Origin of the sequence: Collimonas rhizosphaerae (genome assembly GCF_038896935.1) — a bacterium.
GTDB lineage: Bacteria > Pseudomonadota > Gammaproteobacteria > Burkholderiales > Burkholderiaceae_D > Collimonas > Collimonas rhizosphaerae.
Genome location: NZ_JBANDC010000009.1, coordinates 155,120 through 173,897, shown reverse-complemented (window position 1 = coordinate 173,897; position 18,778 = coordinate 155,120). Strand labels below are relative to the sequence as shown.

Annotated in this window: 17 protein-coding genes and 1 tRNA gene; 4 read left to right on the top strand and 14 right to left on the bottom strand. The window is 59.6% G+C overall.

Translation table 11 applies throughout. The annotated features are described in order from the left end of the window. The first annotated feature begins 211 nt into the window (after positions 1 to 211). From argJ to mutT, 3 genes are all read left to right on the top strand, one after another. Positions 212 to 1,450, top strand: a complete 1,239-nt coding sequence (gene argJ, locus V8G57_RS14805) for a bifunctional glutamate N-acetyltransferase/amino-acid acetyltransferase ArgJ (RefSeq protein WP_342830025.1) — start codon at positions 212 to 214, stop codon at positions 1,448 to 1,450. A gap of 141 nt (positions 1,451 to 1,591) precedes the next feature. Next, positions 1,592 to 2,467: an ATP-binding protein gene (locus tag V8G57_RS14800; RefSeq protein WP_092397046.1), complete on the top strand. Its 876-nt coding sequence runs from the start codon at positions 1,592 to 1,594 to the stop codon at positions 2,465 to 2,467. Continuing rightward, entirely contained in the window at positions 2,464 to 2,877 is a 414-nt protein-coding gene (gene mutT, locus V8G57_RS14795; protein WP_342830024.1) for an 8-oxo-dGTP diphosphatase MutT, read from the top strand. Before V8G57_RS14800 ends, mutT begins: the two co-directional genes overlap by 4 nt. A gap of 21 nt (positions 2,878 to 2,898) precedes the next feature. Here the strand turns inward: mutT and yacG are convergent, their stop codons facing one another. The 10 genes from yacG to V8G57_RS14745 all read right to left on the bottom strand — a co-directional run bounded on the left by yacG (position 2,899) and on the right by V8G57_RS14745 (position 13,602). Continuing rightward, positions 2,899 to 3,087, bottom strand: a complete 189-nt coding sequence (yacG, locus tag V8G57_RS14790) for a DNA gyrase inhibitor YacG (protein ID WP_014007902.1) — start codon at positions 3,085 to 3,087, stop codon at positions 2,899 to 2,901. A 21-nt stretch (positions 3,088 to 3,108) separates the two neighbouring features. After that, positions 3,109 to 3,864, bottom strand: a complete 756-nt coding sequence (gene zapD, locus V8G57_RS14785; RefSeq protein ID WP_092397040.1) for a cell division protein ZapD — start codon at positions 3,862 to 3,864, stop codon at positions 3,109 to 3,111. A 130-nt stretch (positions 3,865 to 3,994) separates the two neighbouring features. Further along, complete coding sequence (gene coaE / locus V8G57_RS14780) at positions 3,995 to 4,648, bottom strand: dephospho-CoA kinase (protein WP_342830023.1); 654 nt, start codon at positions 4,646 to 4,648, stop codon at positions 3,995 to 3,997. A gap of 6 nt (positions 4,649 to 4,654) precedes the next feature. Then, the gene (locus tag V8G57_RS14775; protein ID WP_342830022.1) at positions 4,655 to 5,521 is read right to left on the bottom strand and encodes a prepilin peptidase; all 867 of its coding nucleotides are present in this window, start codon (positions 5,519 to 5,521) and stop codon (positions 4,655 to 4,657) included. Continuing rightward, the gene (locus tag V8G57_RS14770) at positions 5,521 to 6,753 is read right to left on the bottom strand and encodes a type II secretion system F family protein (protein ID WP_342830021.1); all 1,233 of its coding nucleotides are present in this window, start codon (positions 6,751 to 6,753) and stop codon (positions 5,521 to 5,523) included. Before V8G57_RS14770 ends, V8G57_RS14775 begins: the two co-directional genes overlap by 1 nt. Before the next feature lie 15 nt (positions 6,754 to 6,768). Further along, positions 6,769 to 8,493: a type IV-A pilus assembly ATPase PilB gene (pilB, locus tag V8G57_RS14765; protein WP_342830020.1), complete on the bottom strand. Its 1,725-nt coding sequence runs from the start codon at positions 8,491 to 8,493 to the stop codon at positions 6,769 to 6,771. 123 nt (positions 8,494 to 8,616) lie between these two features. After that, positions 8,617 to 9,906, bottom strand: coding sequence for an HlyC/CorC family transporter (locus V8G57_RS14760; protein WP_342830019.1), 1,290 nt, complete (start codon positions 9,904 to 9,906; stop codon positions 8,617 to 8,619). Between the two features lie 43 nt (positions 9,907 to 9,949). Continuing rightward, a tRNA-Pro gene (locus V8G57_RS14755) sits at positions 9,950 to 10,026 on the bottom strand. A gap of 80 nt (positions 10,027 to 10,106) precedes the next feature. Then, positions 10,107 to 11,057, bottom strand: coding sequence for an octaprenyl diphosphate synthase (gene ispB, locus V8G57_RS14750; RefSeq protein WP_092397181.1), 951 nt, complete (start codon positions 11,055 to 11,057; stop codon positions 10,107 to 10,109). A gap of 202 nt (positions 11,058 to 11,259) precedes the next feature. Then, positions 11,260 to 13,602: a Tex family protein gene (locus V8G57_RS14745; RefSeq protein WP_342830018.1), complete on the bottom strand. Its 2,343-nt coding sequence runs from the start codon at positions 13,600 to 13,602 to the stop codon at positions 11,260 to 11,262. A 376-nt stretch (positions 13,603 to 13,978) separates the two neighbouring features. Here V8G57_RS14745 and aqpZ point away from each other — a divergent pair, with 376 nt between their 5' ends. After that, positions 13,979 to 14,674: an aquaporin Z gene (gene aqpZ, locus V8G57_RS14740; protein WP_092397026.1), complete on the top strand. Its 696-nt coding sequence runs from the start codon at positions 13,979 to 13,981 to the stop codon at positions 14,672 to 14,674. Between the two features lie 68 nt (positions 14,675 to 14,742). On the opposite strand, the gene prmC is transcribed toward aqpZ, so the two are convergent. The 4 genes from prmC to hemA form a co-directional block, all read right to left on the bottom strand. Further along, the gene (gene prmC / locus V8G57_RS14735) at positions 14,743 to 15,621 is read right to left on the bottom strand and encodes a peptide chain release factor N(5)-glutamine methyltransferase (RefSeq protein WP_342830017.1); all 879 of its coding nucleotides are present in this window, start codon (positions 15,619 to 15,621) and stop codon (positions 14,743 to 14,745) included. Positions 15,622 to 15,634: 13 nt separating this feature from the next. Next, positions 15,635 to 16,123, bottom strand: coding sequence for a disulfide bond formation protein B (locus V8G57_RS14730; RefSeq protein ID WP_342830016.1), 489 nt, complete (start codon positions 16,121 to 16,123; stop codon positions 15,635 to 15,637). 106 nt (positions 16,124 to 16,229) lie between these two features. Next, a complete protein-coding gene (gene prfA / locus V8G57_RS14725) occupies positions 16,230 to 17,312 on the bottom strand; it encodes a peptide chain release factor 1 (RefSeq protein WP_092397021.1) in 1,083 nt (360 codons plus the stop codon). Positions 17,313 to 17,409: 97 nt separating this feature from the next. Beyond that, the gene (gene hemA / locus V8G57_RS14720; RefSeq protein WP_092397019.1) at positions 17,410 to 18,699 is read right to left on the bottom strand and encodes a glutamyl-tRNA reductase; all 1,290 of its coding nucleotides are present in this window, start codon (positions 18,697 to 18,699) and stop codon (positions 17,410 to 17,412) included. Positions 18,700 to 18,778: the final 79 nt, after the last annotated feature.

The following is an 18,778-nucleotide window of genomic DNA, read 5'->3' as shown; positions in this document are numbered from 1 at the left end:
TGGCAGGCAGCAGTTAAAGCAGGGCGGGGAAACCCGCCCTTTGCTTTTGTTGCGGCAGATGTACACACGGCCTCCGCATTACCCATTAATACCCCTTAAAATAGGCACCTGGATTACCTGCCGGTCCGCTGGACCGGGCGATCCGACACCCAACACCCATTAATCTCGGCAAACCAGCGCCGCCAACATCTCTACCTAGTTAAGGATTCTCATGGCCGTCAATTCCCCCATTCCTGTCGCCGCCGATCTGTTGCCTGTGGCCGGCATCGAGCTTGGTCACGCCGAAGCCGGCGTGCGCAAAGCGAATCGCAAGGATTTGCTGGTGATGAAACTGGCGCCGACGGCGACGGTAGCCGGGGTGTTCACGCAAAACCGCTTTTGCGCCGCGCCGGTGCAGGTGAGCAAAGCGCACCTGGCCGCTGCCGAGATTTCCGGCGAGCCTATCCGCGCGCTGCTGATCAATACCGGCAACGCCAACGCCGGCACCGGCGAAGCCGGCCTGGCGGCAGCCAACGCTACTTGCGACGCGCTGGCGGAGTTGCTGGGCTGCCACGCTGCGCAGATCCTGCCGTTCTCGACTGGCGTGATCCTGGAGCCGCTGCCGGTGGAGCGCGTCACTGCCGGCCTGCCGCAGGCGATACAGAATCTGCAAGGCGACAACTGGTTCAATGCCGCCGAGTCCATCATGACCACCGATACCCAGCCGAAAGCCGCTTCGCGCAGCCTGGTTATCGCCGGCAAGAAGGTGACGCTGTCCGGCATCAGCAAAGGCGCCGGCATGATCAAGCCGAACATGGCGACCATGCTCGGTTTCCTGGCGATCGACGCGAAAGTGGCGCAGCCGGTGCTGGAAAAAATGGTGCGCCAGGCTGCCGACCGTTCGTTCAACTGCATCACCATCGACGGCGATACCTCGACCAACGACTCGTTCATGCTGATCGCCACCGGCGCCGGCGAGCTGGAAGTCGGCAGTGTCGACAGCCCGGAATATGCCGAACTGGCTGCTGCCGTTACCGATATCTCGCAGCACCTGGCGCAAATGATCATCCGCGACGGCGAAGGCGCCACCAAGTTCATCACGGTCACCGTGGAGCATGGGCAGAGCGTTGCCGAATGCCGCAAGATCGCTTATTCGATCGCGCACTCGCCGCTGGTCAAGACGGCCTTCTTCGCTTCCGACCCGAATCTTGGCCGGATCCTGGCTGCAATTGGCTATGCCGGCGTCGACGACCTGGATGTCAGCAAGCTGGACCTGTACCTGGATGACGTGCTGGTTGCCAAAAACGGCGGCCGCAATCCCGAATACCAGGAGGCTGACGGCCAGCGCGTCATGAAACAAAGCGAGATCACGGTGCGGGTGCAGCTGGCGCGTGGCGATGCCGAGGCGACTATCTGGACTTGCGACTTGTCGCACGATTACGTATCGATCAATGCCGACTATCGCTCTTGAGCGGATAGTTTTCCGGGAAAAATGCCGCCCAAGGCCGATTGCCGGCCAAGGCGGCGCATTTGCTCCGACAAATAATATTCACCCAGCAGCGTTTTGCTTTGCGTCAGAATGGATGAAATCCCATTTGTCTCCAAACCAGCCATGACTCAACTAGATCAATTCCTGACCCGTGCCGAAGCCCTGCTGGCGCGGCTTGAATCCATCCTGCCGCAAGCCAAGGCGGCTCCCGACTGGCAGGCGGCCACCGCTTTCCGCTGGCGCCATCGGGGCGGCGGGGCTGGCGGTTACCTGCAGGCGGTGGGCCATATCTCCGATATTGCGCTATCGGATTTGCACAATATCGAAGTGCAGAAGCAGCAGATCGACCAGAACACGCGTCAATTCGTCGATGGCCGGCCGGCCAACAACGTGCTGTTGACCGGTGCCCGCGGCACCGGCAAGTCGTCCTTGATCAAAGCTTGCCTGAACCAGTATGCCTCCCAGGGTTTGCGCTTGATCGAGGTAGATAAGGACGATTTGGCGGCGTTGCCCGATATTGTCGACCTGGTGGCAGAGCGCCCGGAGCGCTTCATCATTTTTTGCGACGACCTCTCGTTCGAAGAGGGCGAGAGCGGCTACAAGGCGCTCAAAGTGGCGCTCGACGGCAGCATCGCCGCACAGTCGGACAATGTGCTGATTTATGCCACCTCCAACCGGCGTCATTTGCTGCCGGAGCGGATGTCCGATAACGCCAGCTACAAAACCACCGAGGACGGCGATTTGCATCCGGGGGAAACCGTCGAAGAAAAGATTTCACTTTCAGAGCGTTTTGGACTGTGGGTGTCGTTTTATCCGTTCAAGCAAGACGATTACCTCGATATCGTCGGCCACTGGCTCAGCCATTTCGGCTGCAACGCGGAGCAGATTGCCGAGGCGCGCGGCGATGCCTTGCGCTGGGCGCTGCAGCGGGCTTCGCGTTCGGGCCGGGTGGCATGGCAGTTCGCCCGCGATTACGCCGGCCGGATGACGCCGCCATGAGCCGTCTTGAGCGGGAACCGGTCAATGTAGCCGTCGGCATCCTGATGAAGCCTAACGGCGACGTACTGCTGGGCCAGAGGCCCGCGGGCAAGCCGATGGCCGGTTACTGGGAGTTCCCGGGAGGGAAGGTAGAGTCGGGCGAGTCGATTTTCGACGCGCTTAAACGTGAACTGCTGGAAGAGCTGGGGGTCGAAATCGCTTCGGCCGAGCCTTGGTGCGGGATCGAGCATCAATATGCCCATGCGCACGTACGGCTGCATTTCTACATCAGCCGCGAATGGCGCGGCGAACCGCAAAGCCTGGAAGGGCAGGCGTTCTCATGGCAAGGCAGTGTCGACGTCGAGCCTTTGCTGCCGGCGGCGATTCCCTTGATTGAATGGCTGGACGAATTGCGGCAGGAAAGCGTTTAAGCTGCCCGGTGAAATCGGCGACTATTGCGGCAGCTTGCCGTCATCGTCAATTTCATCCGGCGGATTGACTGCCGGGATCGCATATTTCTCTTCAGCCCAAGCGCCCAGGTCGATCTGCTTGCAACGCTCCGAGCAAAACGGCCTGAACCGGTTGGCGGCAATCCATTCAACTTTTGTGCCGCAAGTCGGGCAATCGACGGTAGTAGTCATACAAATCTATTCAAAAAGCATTTAAAAATTGCAAAGGGTCAGCTCGAACGGTACGTCGCCTTCATAGGCTTTCGGCTTCAGATCGCCGCCCTGGGTGGTAAAACGTACCCATAGCATGTATTTGTTGGCTGATATCTCAGGGATGGCTGCGAGCCGTTCATCAATGATCAGGCGCAGCATCTGGTAAGATTTTCCTTGCAGCATTTGCTGATAACTGCCGTTTTGTGCATCTATCTTTACTGAACTTCCGGTTTCTCGCAACAATCGCAATACGATGCTGATAGCGTCGAACAATGGCGCCAGCGGCGCGAACCAGCCGATGATGTCGGCAAACCGCTGTTCGGCGGGGTGTTGCTGCCAGGCGTAGTAAGAAGGCAAGTCGAATTCACAGGCGCCGCCGGGAATGATGGTGCGGCCGCGTATGCTCATCAGCCATTCATTCTCGCGGATATGCTGGCCGGTTTTGCCTTGGGTCGCCATCAGCGCGGTGCTGATCCTGTCGATTTCCTGCAGGATGGCGTCCAGCATGTCGGGCGCAACGTTGGGATTGGATTTAAAGCCGAGCAGGGTTTGTTTTTGTCGTTCCAGTTCTTGCAGCAAATCCGACTTCAAATCAGCGCGTCCGGCAACCTCCAGCATCTCGAAAATGGTGGATAGCGCGATATGGTGTTGCAACGGACTTTCCTGCTGCACGAAAAAGCCGAATCTTTCATGCAGGTCTTCCAGCCGCAACAGGGTGCGAATGCGCTCGTTGAAAGGATATTCGTAGACGATCAAAGTGACATCCCTTAAAAATTTGAGCCGGATAAGACATGATTCTGAACGATGCGAACAGAAATTACAAATGCCCCCCTGTTTTCGACGTTGGGCAGAGGTTTCCTGCTGATATATATAAAGCTTTATACCATTATAGCGATCGGCTCAATGCCTGATATGACGCGTGTAGGCACGTCACTTGCGGCAATAGCGCCGCAGGCCCGCTGTCATTGACGATCACATCGTCGGCGGCCTGCAGGCGTTGCTGCCTGGAGGCCTGGGTCGCCATGATGGCCTGCACTTGCGACAGGGTCATCGCGTTGCGCCGCATCACGCGTTCCAGCTGGACCTGTTCGTCGCAATCCACGACCAGTATGCGCTGCACCCGTTCTCTCCAGTTGCCTGATTCAACCAGCAGCGGCACTACGAAAATCAGGTACGACCCTTCGGCGTTTTCCGCCGCGCGGGCGGTTTCGGCCCGGATCAAAGGATGCAGGATCGCTTCCAGGCGCCGTTTCGCCAACGGGTCCGAGAAAACATGGGCGCGCATCTTGGCTCTGTCCATGGCGCCGCCGGCATCGATGAAGGCGCTGCCGAATTCGGCGGTAATCGGTGCAATGGCAGCGCCGTCCGCCGCAGTCAGCCGGTGGGCGATGACATCGGTGTCGATGACCGCGGCGCCGCGCGCGGCAAACATGTCGGCGACGGTGCTTTTGCCGCTGCCGATCCCGCCGGTCAGGCCGACGCTGAATCTGGGTTTGGCTTGCGACGGCTGGTCGTGGTTAGCCGCATCGTGCTGGTTCATACGACGTTAGGTAGCAAAACCGAAATAAGTTTCCAGAATTGTCTGTCCATAGAGCAGGGCCAGCAGGCCGGCCGCGGCCAGGTAGGGGCCGAAGGGGATAGGTTTGTCGCGTCCGCGGCGGGCAAAAACGATCAATATGATCCCGACCACGGCGCCCACCAGCGATGAAAACAAGATAATGATAGGCAGCATCTTCCAGCCCAGCCAGGCGCCGAGCGCCGCCAGCAGCTTGAAATCGCCGTAGCCCATGCCTTCCTTGCCGGTCAGCAGCTTGAACGCCCAGTAGATCGCCCACAGGCTCAGGTAACCGGCTGCGGCGCCGACGACGGCGTCGTGCAAGGGCACGAACAGGCCGGACAGGTTCAGCAGCAGGCCGATCCAGAGCAGGGGCAAGGTCAGGTCGTCCGGCAGCAGCTGGGTATCGGCGTCGATAAACGTCATCGCTATCAGCAGATAGACAAAGACCAGGGTCGACAGGCCGACCCAGCCGCTGCCGAAGTGCCAGATGAGCAGGGCCGACAGCGCTCCGGTCAATGCTTCGACCATGGGATAGCGTATCGAGATGGGGGTTTTGCAGGCTGCGCATTTGCCGCGCAAGGCCAGGTAACTCAGTATCGGCACATTCTCCAGCGCGCCGATCTGGTGTTTGCATTGCGTGCAGGCCGAGCGCGGCACCACCAGGTTGTAGCGCTCGGTATGCGGCAGCGGCTTGCCGCTTTCATGGGCGACATAATTGTCCGATTCACGCTGCATCATGATCGGCAGCCTGTGGATCACTACATTCAGGAAACTGCCTATCAACAAACCAAAAACGGCTGCCAGGACGGTAGGGAGCAGGCTCCCCGCCGCCAGGAAAAAAATCCCGTCTTGCATCAGACCACCGAACCCAGTTTGAAAATTGGCAGGTACATGGCGATTACCAGGCCGCCGATCAGCACGCCCAGGATCACCATGATCAGTGGTTCCATCAGGCTGGACAAGGAAGCCACCGCATCGTCCACTTCAGCTTCATAGAAATCGGCGACTTTCCCCAGCATGTTGTCCAGCGAACCCGATTCTTCACCGATCGAGACCATCTGTGTGACCATGTTCGGGAATACATTGGCGTTTTCCATTGCCGCGGTCAAGCTGGTGCCGGTGCTGACTTCGCCCTGGATCTTCTTCGTTGCGTCAAGGTAGACTGCATTGCCGGATGCGCCGCCTACTGAGTCAAGCGACTCGACCAACGGCACGCCGGCGGCAAACATTGTGGCTAAAGTACGAGTCCAGCGCGCGATCGTGGCTTTGCGTATGACCTGGCCAAAAATCGGTGTTTTCAATAACAATTGATCCATGAAGCGCTGCACCTTGAGCGAGCGCCTCCAAGATTGAAAGAACAGATATAAACCGCCAAACAGGACGCCGAAGATGATGTACCAGTTAGAAACCACAAAATCCGATATCGCCATTACCACCAGCGTCGGGCCCGGCAAGTCAGCGCCGAAACTTGCAAAAACCTGTTTGAACGCCGGAACCACCCAAATCATGATTACCATGGTGACGATAAACGCCACTGCCAAAATCGACACCGGATAGAACATGGCGGATTTGATCTTGCTCTTGATGGCTAGGGTCTTTTCCTTATAGATCGCCAGCCGCTCCAGCAGGTCTTCAAGAATGCCCGCCTGTTCGCCAGCGCCGACCAGGTTGCAGAACAACGGGTCGAAATACAGCGGGAATTTGCGGAATGCCTGGCTCAGGCTGGTGCCGGTTTCCACATCGCCGCGGATGTCGTTGACCAGTTTCGATACCGACGGATTGGCATGGCCCTTGGCCACGATGTCGAACGACTGCAGCAAGGGCACGCCGGCCTTCATCATGGTGGCCAGCTGACGGGTAAACAGAGCAATGTCTTTGTCGGAAATCTTCTTCCCGCTGCGGAAGGTCTTCTTTTTGACCTTGGTGACCAGGATTCCCTGGCGCCGCATGGTGACGTTGACCACCGTCTCGCTGCCGGCGCGCAGTTCGCCGCGCACCATCTTGCCCTTTTTATCCCTGCCCTCCCAGAGATACACCCACTCCTTGACCTGACGTGCGCTTGCGGCGCTGCGTGCTGCAGTTGCCATGAACTATTCCCCTAATTAGATATTGGTGCAGCCAAGCACTTCTTCGAGGCTGGTCAACCCTTGTTTAACCTTCATCAATCCTGATAAGCGCAAGGTCTTGACGCCTTCGCGCTTTGCCTGCGCTTCGATTTCCAGCGCCGTGCCGTGCGCCAGGATAATCCGTTCTATTTCTTCGGTAATCGGCATGATCTGGTAGATGCCGACCCGTCCCTTGTAACCGGTGCCGTTGCAGCGTTCACAACCGACCGCCTTGTACGGCATCCAGGTGCCGTCGAGATCGTCTTCGGTGAAACCCGCTTCAAGCAAGGCTTCTTCCTGGACCGTAATCGGCTGCTTGCAGTTGCACAGGCGGCGCGCCAGCCGTTGCGCAGTGATCAGGATCACCGACGAAGCGATATTGAAGGCCGGCACACCCATGTTCATCAGGCGCGTCAGCGTCGACGGCGCATCGTTGGTATGCAGCGTGGAAAACACCATGTGCCCGGTTTGCGCAGCCTTGATCGAGATATCGGCGGTTTCCAGGTCGCGGATTTCACCGACCATGATGATGTCAGGATCCTGCCGCAAGAATGCCTTCAGCGCCACCGGGAAAGTCAGTCCGGCACGGTCGTTGATGTTGACCTGGTTCACCCCGGGCAAATTGATTTCGGCGGGATCTTCAGCGGTGGAAATGTTGATGCCAGGCTGGTTCAGGATGTTCAGGCAGGTATACAGCGATACGGTTTTGCCGGAACCGGTCGGCCCGGTCACCAGCACCATGCCGTAGGGACGCTGGATCGCCTCCATCAGGATTTCTTTCTGGTCCGGGTCGTAGCCCAGCGCATCAATCCCCATCTGGGCCTGGCTCGGGTCCAGGATACGCATCACGATCTTTTCGCCGAACAAGGTCGGCAAGGTGCTGACCCGGAAATCGATCGCGCGGGTCTTCGACACCACCAGCCGCATGCGGCCATCTTGCGGCACCCGTTTTTCCGAGATATCCAGCTTGGAGATGACCTTGATGCGGGACGCCAGTTTTTCCTTGATCGACAGCGGCGGCTGCGCCATGTCGCGCAATACGCCGTCGACACGGAAACGGATACGGTAGAACTTTTCAAACGGTTCGAAATGCAAGTCGGACGCGCCCTGGTTGATGGCGTCAGTCAGTATTTTCTGCAAAAACCGGACTACCGGCGCATCGTCGATATCGGTGGCCGCCGCATCGGCGACAGCTACTGCATCTTCTTCGACGAAATTGATTTCCTGTTCGTCGCCGACCATCTCGCTCAGGCTCTGCTCTGCCGATTTGACCAGTTTCTGGATCTGCTTGATCAGGATCGGATGCTCGACGATGATAGGTTCCACCGTCAGCTCGGTCTGGAACTTGATCTGGTCGAGCGCCTGGATATTGGTCGGGTCGGACAGGGCAACATAGATCTTGTTGCCACGCTTGGCTAGGGCCAGCACCGCATGGCTTTCCATCAGCTTGGCGTCGATGGCCTTTTCCGGCAGCATGCCGAGATTGAGCACGCTCAGGTCCAGCTGCGGGTAACCAAAGGTCTCGGCGCAAAACAGGGCGAGCGAACGCGCATCCAGATGACCGCTTTCCAGCAAGGCTGAGATAAACGGTGTTTGGCTGTCGCTGGCTTTCTTGTGCAGGGCCTCGAGCTGTGGCACGGAAAGACGTCCGGCTTGCAGCAATGCGCGGGCAAGTCCGGAGATCGGACTGGTGGAATTTGCGTTGGGAAATACTGCTGCCATAGGGGGGTCAATACCAAAAGATGTGCCGAACCATTCGAACCGACCAATGATGCCCTACGGGAAACTCACTTGTAAAGGATTTGTGAAGAAATGTGTCGTAAAAGTTGCCTTCGGGCAGTTCTTTCAGTGTTCTTGTAGTTTATTCGGCCGCATCAATTTGGCAACCTTGATCGCCTGGTTTTGCACCTGCACGATTTCTATGATGCATCCGGCAATTTTCAGGCTGACATTGTTGTCAGGGATGTCCTGCAGCCATTCCAGCAGCAGGCCGTTCAAGGTCTTCGGACCGTCGAGCGGGAAATTCAAGCCGAGGCGCTTGTTGATGTCGCGCAGGGTTGTCGCACCCTCCAGCAGGCACTGGCCTTGCGGGTTCCAGGAAAAGCTGTCGGCGCGGGCCGCGCCCGGCTTGGACGTAGTGAACTCACCAATCATTTCTTCTATGATGTCTTCCAGGGTAACCAGGCCCTGCACTTCGCCGTATTCGTCGACGATGATGCCGAGCCGTTCATGGTTTTCCTGGAAATATTGGAGCTGTGTGAAAACGTCGGTGTCTTCCGGCACAAAATAAGGCGTAGTGAGCAGCTGGCGGAAATGCTCCACCGTCAGTTCCGCCTCCTGGTTCAGCAAGGCCATCGCCTTGCGCACATGCAAAATGCCGACGATCTGGTTGATTTCACCTTCGTACACCGGCAGCTTGTTGTGATAGCAAGTGGTCAGCTGGTGTTTTATGTCGTCCACCGAGGCCGACAAATTTAGCGCCTCGACTTGCGCCCGCGGCGTCATGACGTCTTCCACCGAAATTTTTTCCAGGTCGAACAGGTTCAGCAAGATGCTTTTGTGTTTTTGCGGCATGAAATTGCCGCCTTCGAGCACGATGGAGCGCAGTTCTTCCGGTGATACCCGTTGTTCCAGCGCGTGCTTGCCGGTTTTGATATGCAGCACCTTGAGGATCGAAGAGACGAACAGGTTGACGAACCAGATCAGCGGCTTGGCCAATGTCATCAGTGGCTTGAGCACGAAACTGGTCGGCAGGGCAATGCGCTCGGGATAGGTTGCGCCTATCACTTTCGGCGTGATTTCGGCGAATACGATCAGGAGGAAGGCGACCGCGGCGGTCGCGATGGTGATCACTTTCTGGTGATTGCCGAATGTCGTGATGGCAATCGCCGTCACCAAGGCAGTAGCCAAGGCGTTGACCAAGGTGTTGACGATCAGGATCAGCGACAGCAGCTTATCGGTCCGTTCCAGCAGCCAAAGCGTCGTGGCGGCGGACTTGCTGCCGCGCTTGGCCAGGTGGCGCAGGCGATGCTTGTTGGCAGCGACCAGGGCGGTCTCCGCCATTGCAAAAAAAGCCGACAGGAAAATGAGTACGACTAGTGCAAGTATCTGCACCCATATGGGCACGGCATCCAAAGGGTCACCGTAAAGTGAAAAGTTAATAAACCAATGTGTTGTATGGTCGGGGTGAGAGGATTCGAACCTCCGGCCTCTACGTCCCGAACGTAGCGCTCTACCAGGCTAAGCTACACCCCGATCTAGCTGTCCAATGATTTGGACAGGTTTTGGGGCTGAGGTTCGCACTATGGCGAAGCAACAGTCCCCGTGTTGAATTCTCAGTGGTTCCTATCCACCGCGAACGCAGATAATTGTAGCAAAGAATCCTTGAACTGACTATTTGGCAACCCGGAGATCGCCGCTGCTGCCCGCTGCGCCGCTTTTTCTGCTTCGTGCCTGGTGTAGTTCAGGGCGCCCGAGCTGGTGATGGCGGCGAGGATTTCATCGAAATGCTGTTCGTCGCCGTTTTCGATGCAGCTGCGCACCAGCGCGCGCTGCTCGGCGCTGCCGTGCTCCATCAGGTAAATCAGGGGCAGGGTCGGCTTGCCTTCACGCAGGTCGTCGCCGACATTCTTGCCGATATCGCTGGCGTTGCCGGAATAATCCAGCACATCGTCGATCAGCTGGAAGGCGGTGCCGAGCGAGCGGCCGTATTCGCCCGCGGCGTCGATCACATCGTCGCCGGCGCCCGCAATCAGGACGCCCAGCTGGGCCGCCGCTTCAAACAGCTTGGCGGTCTTGGAGCGGATCACCTGCAGGTAGTTTTCTTCGGACACGTCCGGGTTGTGCATGTTCAGCAATTGCAGCACTTCGCCTTCAGCGATAACGTTGGTGGCGTCGGCGACGATCTGCATCACGCGTGCATTGTCGACCGCCACCATCATCTGGAAGGCGCGCGAATACAGGAAGTCGCCCACCAGCACCGAGGCGGCGTTGCCGAACAGGGCATTGGCGGTCTGGCGCCCGCGCCGCAAGGAGGATTCGTCGACCACGTCGTCGTGCAGCAGGGTCGCGGTGTGGATGAATTCGATCACCGCCGCCAGCTCGTGGTGTTTTTCGCCGCTATAGCCGTAAGCCTGGGCCATCAGCAATACCAGCACCGGACGCAGGCGCTTGCCGCCGGCGCTGATGATGTATTCGGCAATCTGGTTCACCAGCGGCACTTCGGAATGCAGTTGCCGGCGAATCACCGCATTGACCGCTTCCATATCGGCCGCGATCGGGGACATCATGAATTGTGAGGATGAGGTGTTGGGAGCGGCTGACAAAATAAAACCTGTTGGAAATCGATTGTGCCGTGATTATACGATGACAGCCACGATTCGGGCCTGTTGCCCCTAAATTGACTCGGGCCCGAACTGGTATTGGCGCCGCCCGACAGTGCCCGCCCGATAAGCGCGATACGGCACTGTCCAGTTTCGGCGGACATTGTTATCCCTTTAACTTTGCAAAGGCGGCGGCCATGGCGCTGCTGGCCGGCGCCGGCGCCGCTTGCCGTTGCTGGGACAGGCGCTTGGCGTCGTTGCGGTCGGCGCGCTGCTCCGGCCTGGCGCCGGCGACCGGGGCGTTGTCGGACAGGCGCATGGTCAGCGCAATGCGCTTGCGCTTTTCGTCGACTTCCAGCACTTTCACCTTGACCACCTGGCCGGCCTTGACCACGCTGTGCGGATCCTTGACGAAAGTATTCGAGAGCGCCGAAATATGCACCAGGCCATCCTGATGCACGCCGATGTCGACAAAGGCGCCAAACGCCGCCACGTTGGTGACCACGCCTTCCAGGATCATGTCGGGACGCAGGTCGCGGATTTCTTCGACGCCGTCCTTGAACGTCGCGGTAGTGAATTCCGGGCGTGGATCGCGTCCCGGTTTTTCCAGTTCCTTGAGGATGTCGGCGATGGTCGGTACGCCGAATTTTTCATCGGCGTATTTGGCTGGATTGAGCGATTTCAGCAGCTTGTCGTCGCCGATCACGCCCTTGACGTCTTTCTTGATGTCGGCCAGGATTTTTTCCACCAGCGGATAGGATTCCGGATGCACCGCAGAGCCGTCCAGCGGATTGTCGCTGTTCATGATGCGCAGGAAGCCCGCGGCCTGTTCGAAGGTTTTGTCACCCAGGCGCGGCACATCGCGTAGACCGGCGCGCGAGGTAAACATGCCCTTCATGTCGCGATAGGTGACGATGCTTTGGGCGACGCTGGCGTTGAGCCCGGAGACACGCGCCAGCAGCGGCGCCGAGGCGGTGTTGACGTCTACGCCGACCGCATTCACGCAATCTTCCACCACCGCATCCAGTGAACGCGCCAGCTGGGTCTGGCCGACGTCATGCTGGTACTGGCCGACGCCGATCGACTTCGGATCGATCTTCACCAGTTCCGCCAGCGGATCTTGCAGGCGGCGCGCAATCGAGACCGCGCCGCGTAAAGAGACATCCATGTCCGGCAATTCGCGTGAGGCGAATTCAGAGGCTGAATACACCGATGCGCCGGCTTCCGACACCACGATCTTGGTCAGCTTGAGCTCCGGCCGCAGCTTGATCAGGTCTTGCGCCAGCTTGTCGGTTTCACGCGATGCGGTGCCGTTGCCGATCGAAATCAGCGACACCTTGTGCTTCTCCGCCAGCTGCGCCAGCGTGTGCAGCGAGCCGTCCCAGTCGTTGCGCGGCTGGTGCGGGTAAATCGCAGTGGTGTCGACCACCTTGCCGGTGGCGTCGATCACGGCCACCTTGACGCCGGTGCGCAGGCCGGGGTCGAGGCCCATGGTGGCGCGCGGCCCGGCCGGCGCCGCCAGCAGCAGCGCTTTCAGGTTGCGGGCGAAGACGTTGATCGCTTCGACTTCCGCCGTTTCGCGCAGCTTCGTCATCAGCTCGGTTTCCAGGTGCATGAAGACCTTGACGCGCCAGCTCCAGCGTACCGTGTCGCTCAGCCATTTGTCGGCGCTGCGGCCTTTGTTGCTGATGCCGAAACGGGCGGCGATGCGTCCTTCGCAAGGATTGTGCGGGGCGTCCCACTTCGGTTTTTCTTCTTCCGTATCGAGGCGCAGTACTACATTCAGGATTTCTTCGCGGCGGCCGCGGAACAGCGCCAGTGCCCGGTGCGACGGAATGGTGCCGATGGTTTCCGAATAATCGAAGTAGTCGGCGAATTTTTCCCCGGCGTCCTGTTTGCCTTCCACTACCTTGGATTCGACCACGCCGTGCTCTGTCAGGTATTCGCGCAGCGCCTGCAGCAGCGCGGCGTCTTCCGAAAAACGTTCCATCAGGATCTGGCGCGCGCCGTCGAGCGCGGCCTTGGCATCGGCGACGCCAGGATTGTCGCCATTGTCGGTGCTGAATGCCGGCTTCAGGTATTTGTCGGCTTCCTGCTCCGGGTTCAATTCGGGATTCGCCAGCAATGCATCCGCCAGCTCGGTCAAGCCGGCTTCCGCGGCGATCTGCGCCTTGGTGCGGCGTTTCAGTTTGTACGGCAGGTACAGGTCTTCAAGCCGGGTCTTGTCTTCCGCCAGGGAGATCGCCTGCAGCAGCGCGGGCGTCATTTTCCCCTGTTCTTCAATCGAGGCCAGGATCGCGCCGCGGCGTACTTCCAGTTCGCGCAGGTAGCGCAGGCGCTCTTCCAGCAAGCGCAGCTGGATGTCGTCGAGACCGCCGGTGGCTTCCTTGCGATAGCGTGCGATAAAGGGCACGGTGGCGCCCTCGTCCAGCAGGGCGACGGCAGCAGCGACCTGGGCCGGCTTGGCGGCAAGTTCAAGGGCGAGACGTTGTTCGATCGAAGGCAGCATGAGGAATCTTAAGAGTGAAAATCAAGCGTTGGATCATACGCAATCCAGATAATTCCGCCAGTCTTGACAGCCGGAAAAGAACCCGGCCTGAAAATCCGCTCAGCCGAAATGCTTGTCATATCACCATATCTTTGTTTCCTGGTGGTATTATTTACGCCGTCAAGGCGCCTGCCTGCGGGCGTGCTTCATAGACCGTTGCCGGGTAAGTCTGGCCAGGTGCCTGGAAATGGTTGCAAATGAAAAAGATTGTTAAATGATAATTTTTTTCTTGTTTGTCGATGAGCCAGCAAATATGCTTGTGGCCGAATGCGATTGGGCAAAGACTTAAAGCCCGTCGTTCATCAATCACACGGTAGTATTTCTTCGGGAGTCAAATATGCATCTTTCTAAACGTCTGGGCGCGGAAGCCCTTGGCACATTCTGGCTGGTCCTGGGCGGTTGCGGCAGCGCCGTGCTGGCAGCAGGATTTCCGGGCCTCGGAATCGGTTTCCATGGCGTCGCCCTGGCTTTCGGCCTGACCGTGCTGACGATGGCGTTCGCCATCGGCCACATTTCCGGCTGCCACCTGAATCCGGCAGTCACGCTCGGACTGGCTACCGCCGGCCGTTTCCCGAAGAGTGAAATCCTGCCTTACTGGGTGGCCCAGGTCGTCGGCGGCATCATCGCTGCCGGCGTGCTGTACCTGATTGCTACCGGCAAGGCGGGCGCGGAGATCGGCAATTTCGCCGCCAACGGCTATGGCGACCATTCGCCCGGCCTGTATTCGATGAATGCGGCCCTGATCTCGGAAGTGGTGATGACCTTCATCTTCCTGATCGTGATCCTGGGCGCGACAGACAAGCGTGCGCCGGCCGGCTTTGCACCGATCGCGATCGGCTTGTGCCTGACCCTGATCCACCTGATCAGCATCCCGGTCACCAATACGTCGGTCAATCCGGCGCGCAGCACCAGCCAGGCGCTGTTTGTCGGCGGCTGGGCGTTGCAGCAGCTGTGGCTGTTCTGGCTGGCGCCGCTGGTCGGCGCAGTGATCGCGGGTATCGTGTATCCGGCAATCTGGGGCGAGAAAGAGTGATGCCCTGATCCTGCACGGATGTAAAAAAAACGCGGCATGCCGCGTTTTTTTGTTTTCCGTTTGCAGTTCTAGCTTAGGGCCCGGCGCTTGCCGCCGCTGACACGTTCTATGCCGGCGATATCCTGCCAGCTTTGCACGGCGTCAAACTGCTGCGCCAGCAACAGTCCGCGTACCGCCGGCGCCTGGTCGTAGCCATGTTCCATCAGCAGCCAGCCGCCATCTTTCAGGTGGCCGGCCGCGCCGTCGACGATGCTGCGCAGCGCGCTCAAGCCGTCCGCATGGTCGGTCAGCGCGTCCTGCGGCTCGAAGCGCAGGTCGCCCTGCGCGAGATGGCCGTCGCCGGCAACGATATATGGCGGATTGGCGACGATGACATCGAACTGCTGGCGATCCAGCGCGCCATACCAGTTGCTTTGCAATAGCTGCATCGGCGCCTGGGCCGGCGCCAGATGGCGCGCGGCGTTGCGGCTGGCCACCGCCAGCGCGGCTGCGCTGACATCCAGCGCAGTGAGCTGCAGGTCGGGACGGCTATGGGCGATGGCGACGGCAATGGCGCCGGAACCGGTGCCCAGGTCCAGCACGCTTAGCGCCTGCCGGGCGCCGGCAGCGGGCAAATGCTGTAACGCCAGGTCGACCAGCAGCTCGGTTTCAGGGCGAGGGATCAGGACGTCCGGGGTGACTTCGAGCTGCAAGCCGTAGAATTCGCGCTGGCCGACAATGTAGGCGATCGGCTCGCCCAGCAGGCGCCGTTGAAACAAGGCAGACAGCTGCTGTGCCTGCTGCGCATCGATAACCCGTTCGTCCTGGGTAATCAGCTGTATCCGCGACAGCTGCAGCGCATGCATCAGCAGGATGCGGTTTTCGAGCGGGTTGAGCGGCGCTTGCTGCAATACCGCGGCGATGCTGTCGCCCGCTTTTATTGCAAACCTGTCGGAAATCCCAGCCATCGCGTCGCGTCGTTCAGTAACGGCTGTTGCGTTTGAACAGCGTGGCGACCAGGATCACTATCAGCACGACAAACCACACTAGCGACCATTGCGGGATCGACAGGCCGAGGATAGGGTCGTAAGGCGTCGAGCAGAGCGCATAAGCGTCCACCTTGAACACCGACGGCAGCAAGGTGGCCGGCGGCAGCGCGTTCATGGGCGCTTCCAGCGCATCCCGGCCGCATGAGACCGAGGGATGGGCGATGATCCACAGATGCCAGATGGCGGTGCCGGCGCCGCCCAGCCCTGCCAGGATGCCGATCCCCGCACCGGCTTTTTGGGCCCCGGCCGGCAGGCTGGCGCAAATCAGGCAAATCAGCGCGATCGCTGCGAATGCGTAACGCTGTATCACGCACAGCGGGCAAGGCTGCATGTCCTGGTAGTGCTGCAAATACAATGCACCGGCCAGGATGGCAAGGGCGATGAAGGCGACTGCAAGCAAAACGGATTTGGATGTTTTCATTTTCGGGTATGAAGTTGAGTCGATGTGAGCTTATTTGCCGTGCGTCTGATGCTGCCTGGGCTGCTTGGTTCCGCGCCTGCCGTTAGCATATGCGATTTTCAGATATTTAGAGCGCGTCGCCCAGCGCCGCCAGCAAGTCGGCCTGGTGTTCCGCGGCCAGCGCATTGGTCAGTTCTTCCAGGTCGCCGTCCATGATGAAATCGAGCTTGTACAAGGTCAGGTTGATGCGGTGGTCGGTCATCCGGCCTTGCGGGAAATTGTAGGTGCGGATACGCTCGCTGCGGTCGCCCGAGCCGATCAGCGATTTGCGGGTGGCCGCTTCTTGCGACTGCTGCGCGCGCAGCTGGCCATCCTTGATCCGCGCCGCCAGCACTTTCAGGGCCGACGCCTTGTTCTTGTGCTGGCTGCGGTCATCCTGGCACTCGACCACGATGCCGGTCGGCATATGCGTGATGCGCACCGCGGAATCGGTCTTGTTGATGTGCTGGCCGCCGGCGCCGGAGGCGCGGTAGGTGTCGATGCGGATATCGGCCGGATTGATGTCGACGTCGCCGACTTCATCCGCTTCCGGCATGATGGCGACGGTGCAGGCCGAGGTATGGATGCGGCCCTGGGTTTCGGTGGCCGGCACCCGCTGCACGCGATGGCCGCCGGATTCGAACTTGAGCCTGGAGTACGCGCCGAAGCCGATCACGCGCACGATGACTTCCTTGTAGCCGCCGATTTCCGATGGCGATTCCGACACCATTTCGACCTGCCAGCGGTTGCGTTCGGCGAAGCGCGTGTACATCCGCAGCAGGTCGCCGGCGAACAGCGCCGACTCGTCGCCGCCGGTGCCGGCCCGGATTTCCAGGAAAATATTGCGTTCGTCGTTAGGATCCTTGGGCAGCAGCATTTTCTGCAGGTCGCCCTGCAGCTGTTCCATGCGCGCTTTCGCAGCCACGATCTCATCCTGGGCGAATTCCTTCATGTCGGGGTCGGATTGCATTTCCTGCGCCGCGGCGATATCGGCGTCGGCTTGCAGATAAGCCTGGTACAGCTCGACCAGCGGCCCCAGCTCCGCATGTTCACGCGTCAGCTTGCGATAGCTGTCCATGCTGGCGGTGGCGTCTTCCTGCATCAGCAGGTCGCCGACCTCGACCAGGCGATTGGCGAGTTGGTCGAGCTTGGCGAGCATTGATGGTTTCATGGCGGGTTTCAGTCAGGGCAAGGCGAATAAAAATGGAAGGGTGCAGCGGTGCGCAGGGCGGCGCGATTGCTCGCGGCCGTGCGGGAGGGCAGGTGCGCTAACGCTTGGTGCGGAACAGTTGCGGCAGGAGGGCTGCCAGGCGCGCGCGTTCGTCGCCCTGGGCATTGTGCAAAGCTTGTTGCGGGCCGTGCATGAACTTGGCGGTCAGGCCTTTGGAGAGCGCTTCCAGGACCACTTCGATATCTTCGCCCTTGGCCAGCATCTTGCGGGCGCGCTCCAGCTCCAGCCGGCGCATGGCTTCGCTCGATTCCTGCAGGTCCTGGATCAGCGGCACCACCGCCCGGTTATCCACCCAGTGCATGAACGACTGCACGCGGGTTTCAATGATGGCTTCGGCCTGCGCCACCGCGGCCTGGCGATTTTCCATGCCGGTTTGCACGATTGAACCGAGGTCGTCGACGGTGTACAGGAAGATATCGTCGAGGCGGCCGATTTCAGTCTCGATATCGCGCGGCACGGCCAAGTCCAGCATGAACATCGGTTTGTGGCGCCGTGCCTTGACCGCGCGTTCGACCATGCCGAGGCCGATGATCGGCAAGCTCGAGGCGGTGCAAGAAACGATGATGTCGAACCTGCCCAGCTGCGTCGGCAGGTCGGCCAGCCGGATCGCCTGGCCGTTAAAGCGGTGGGCCAGCAATTCGGCGCGTTCCAGGGTGCGGTTGGCGACCGTCAAGGATTTCGGATTTTGTGCGGCAAAGTGCGTGGCGCACAATTCGATCATTTCGCCGGCGCCGATGAACAGCACATGCTGGCCGGCGACGGTATCGAAAATCCGTTCCGACATGCGCACCGCGGCGGCAGCCATGGAGACGCTATGGGCGCCGATTTCAGTCGTGCTGCGCACTTCCTTGGCGACCGCGAAGGTCCGCTGGAACAGCTGGTGCAGGTAAGTGCCGAGGCCGCCCGCCGCTTCTGCATGGCGCACGGCATCCTTCATCTGGCCAAGGATCTGCGCTTCGCCCAGCACCATCGAATCGAGTCCTGAAGCTACCCGGAACGCGTGGCGCACGGCGTTATCTTGCGGCAATGTGTACAAATGCGGACGTAAATCAGCGTAGGGCAGCTGATGGTAATGCGCCAGGAAATGTGCGGTGGAATCGATCGAGGCGTCGACGCCGTGCTCGAAATTGGCGGCCGCATAAAGCTCGGTGCGGTTGCAGGTCGACAGGATGGCAGCTTCATCCGACATGCTCACTGCATTGCCGCCGCTGAACCAGGCGCGCGCCGCCATCACCGCCTGACCGATCTGGTCAGCCGGGAAAGCCACCTTTTCGCGCAGGGAAACGGGCGCGGTGGTGTGGTTGAGTCCGACGGTTAGCAGGTGCATGGATGCGGTTGGCAGCAGGGTTGGCAACGAACTGGGGCAATATTGTTAACCCAAGATTATACTCTTTGTAGCCAAGGAG

What these genes read in the sequence shown, in the direction of transcription:
- argJ (WP_342830025.1), top strand. Translation starts at nt 212, where the DNA reads ATGGCCGTCAATTCCCCCATTCCTGTCGCCGCCGATCTGTTGCCTGTG.
- V8G57_RS14800 (WP_092397046.1), top strand. Translation starts at nt 1,592, where the DNA reads ATGACTCAACTAGATCAATTCCTGACCCGTGCCGAAGCCCTGCTGGCG.
- mutT (WP_342830024.1), top strand. Translation starts at nt 2,464, where the DNA reads ATGAGCCGTCTTGAGCGGGAACCGGTCAATGTAGCCGTCGGCATCCTG.
- yacG (WP_014007902.1), bottom strand. Translation starts at nt 3,087, where the DNA reads ATGACTACTACCGTCGATTGCCCGACTTGCGGCACAAAAGTTGAATGG.
- coaE (WP_342830023.1), bottom strand. Translation starts at nt 4,648, where the DNA reads ATGAACCAGCACGATGCGGCTAACCACGACCAGCCGTCGCAAGCCAAA.
- V8G57_RS14775 (WP_342830022.1), bottom strand. Translation starts at nt 5,521, where the DNA reads ATGCAAGACGGGATTTTTTTCCTGGCGGCGGGGAGCCTGCTCCCTACC.
- V8G57_RS14770 (WP_342830021.1), bottom strand. Translation starts at nt 6,753, where the DNA reads ATGGCAACTGCAGCACGCAGCGCCGCAAGCGCACGTCAGGTCAAGGAG.
- pilB (WP_342830020.1), bottom strand. Translation starts at nt 8,493, where the DNA reads ATGGCAGCAGTATTTCCCAACGCAAATTCCACCAGTCCGATCTCCGGA.
- ispB (WP_092397181.1), bottom strand. Translation starts at nt 11,057, where the DNA reads ATGTCCCCGATCGCGGCCGATATGGAAGCGGTCAATGCGGTGATTCGC.
- V8G57_RS14745 (WP_342830018.1), bottom strand. Translation starts at nt 13,602, where the DNA reads ATGCTGCCTTCGATCGAACAACGTCTCGCCCTTGAACTTGCCGCCAAG.
- aqpZ (WP_092397026.1), top strand. Translation starts at nt 13,979, where the DNA reads ATGCATCTTTCTAAACGTCTGGGCGCGGAAGCCCTTGGCACATTCTGG.
- prmC (WP_342830017.1), bottom strand. Translation starts at nt 15,621, where the DNA reads ATGGCTGGGATTTCCGACAGGTTTGCAATAAAAGCGGGCGACAGCATC.
- V8G57_RS14730 (WP_342830016.1), bottom strand. Translation starts at nt 16,123, where the DNA reads ATGAAAACATCCAAATCCGTTTTGCTTGCAGTCGCCTTCATCGCCCTT.
- prfA (WP_092397021.1), bottom strand. Translation starts at nt 17,312, where the DNA reads ATGAAACCATCAATGCTCGCCAAGCTCGACCAACTCGCCAATCGCCTG.
- hemA (WP_092397019.1), bottom strand. Translation starts at nt 18,699, where the DNA reads ATGCACCTGCTAACCGTCGGACTCAACCACACCACCGCGCCCGTTTCC.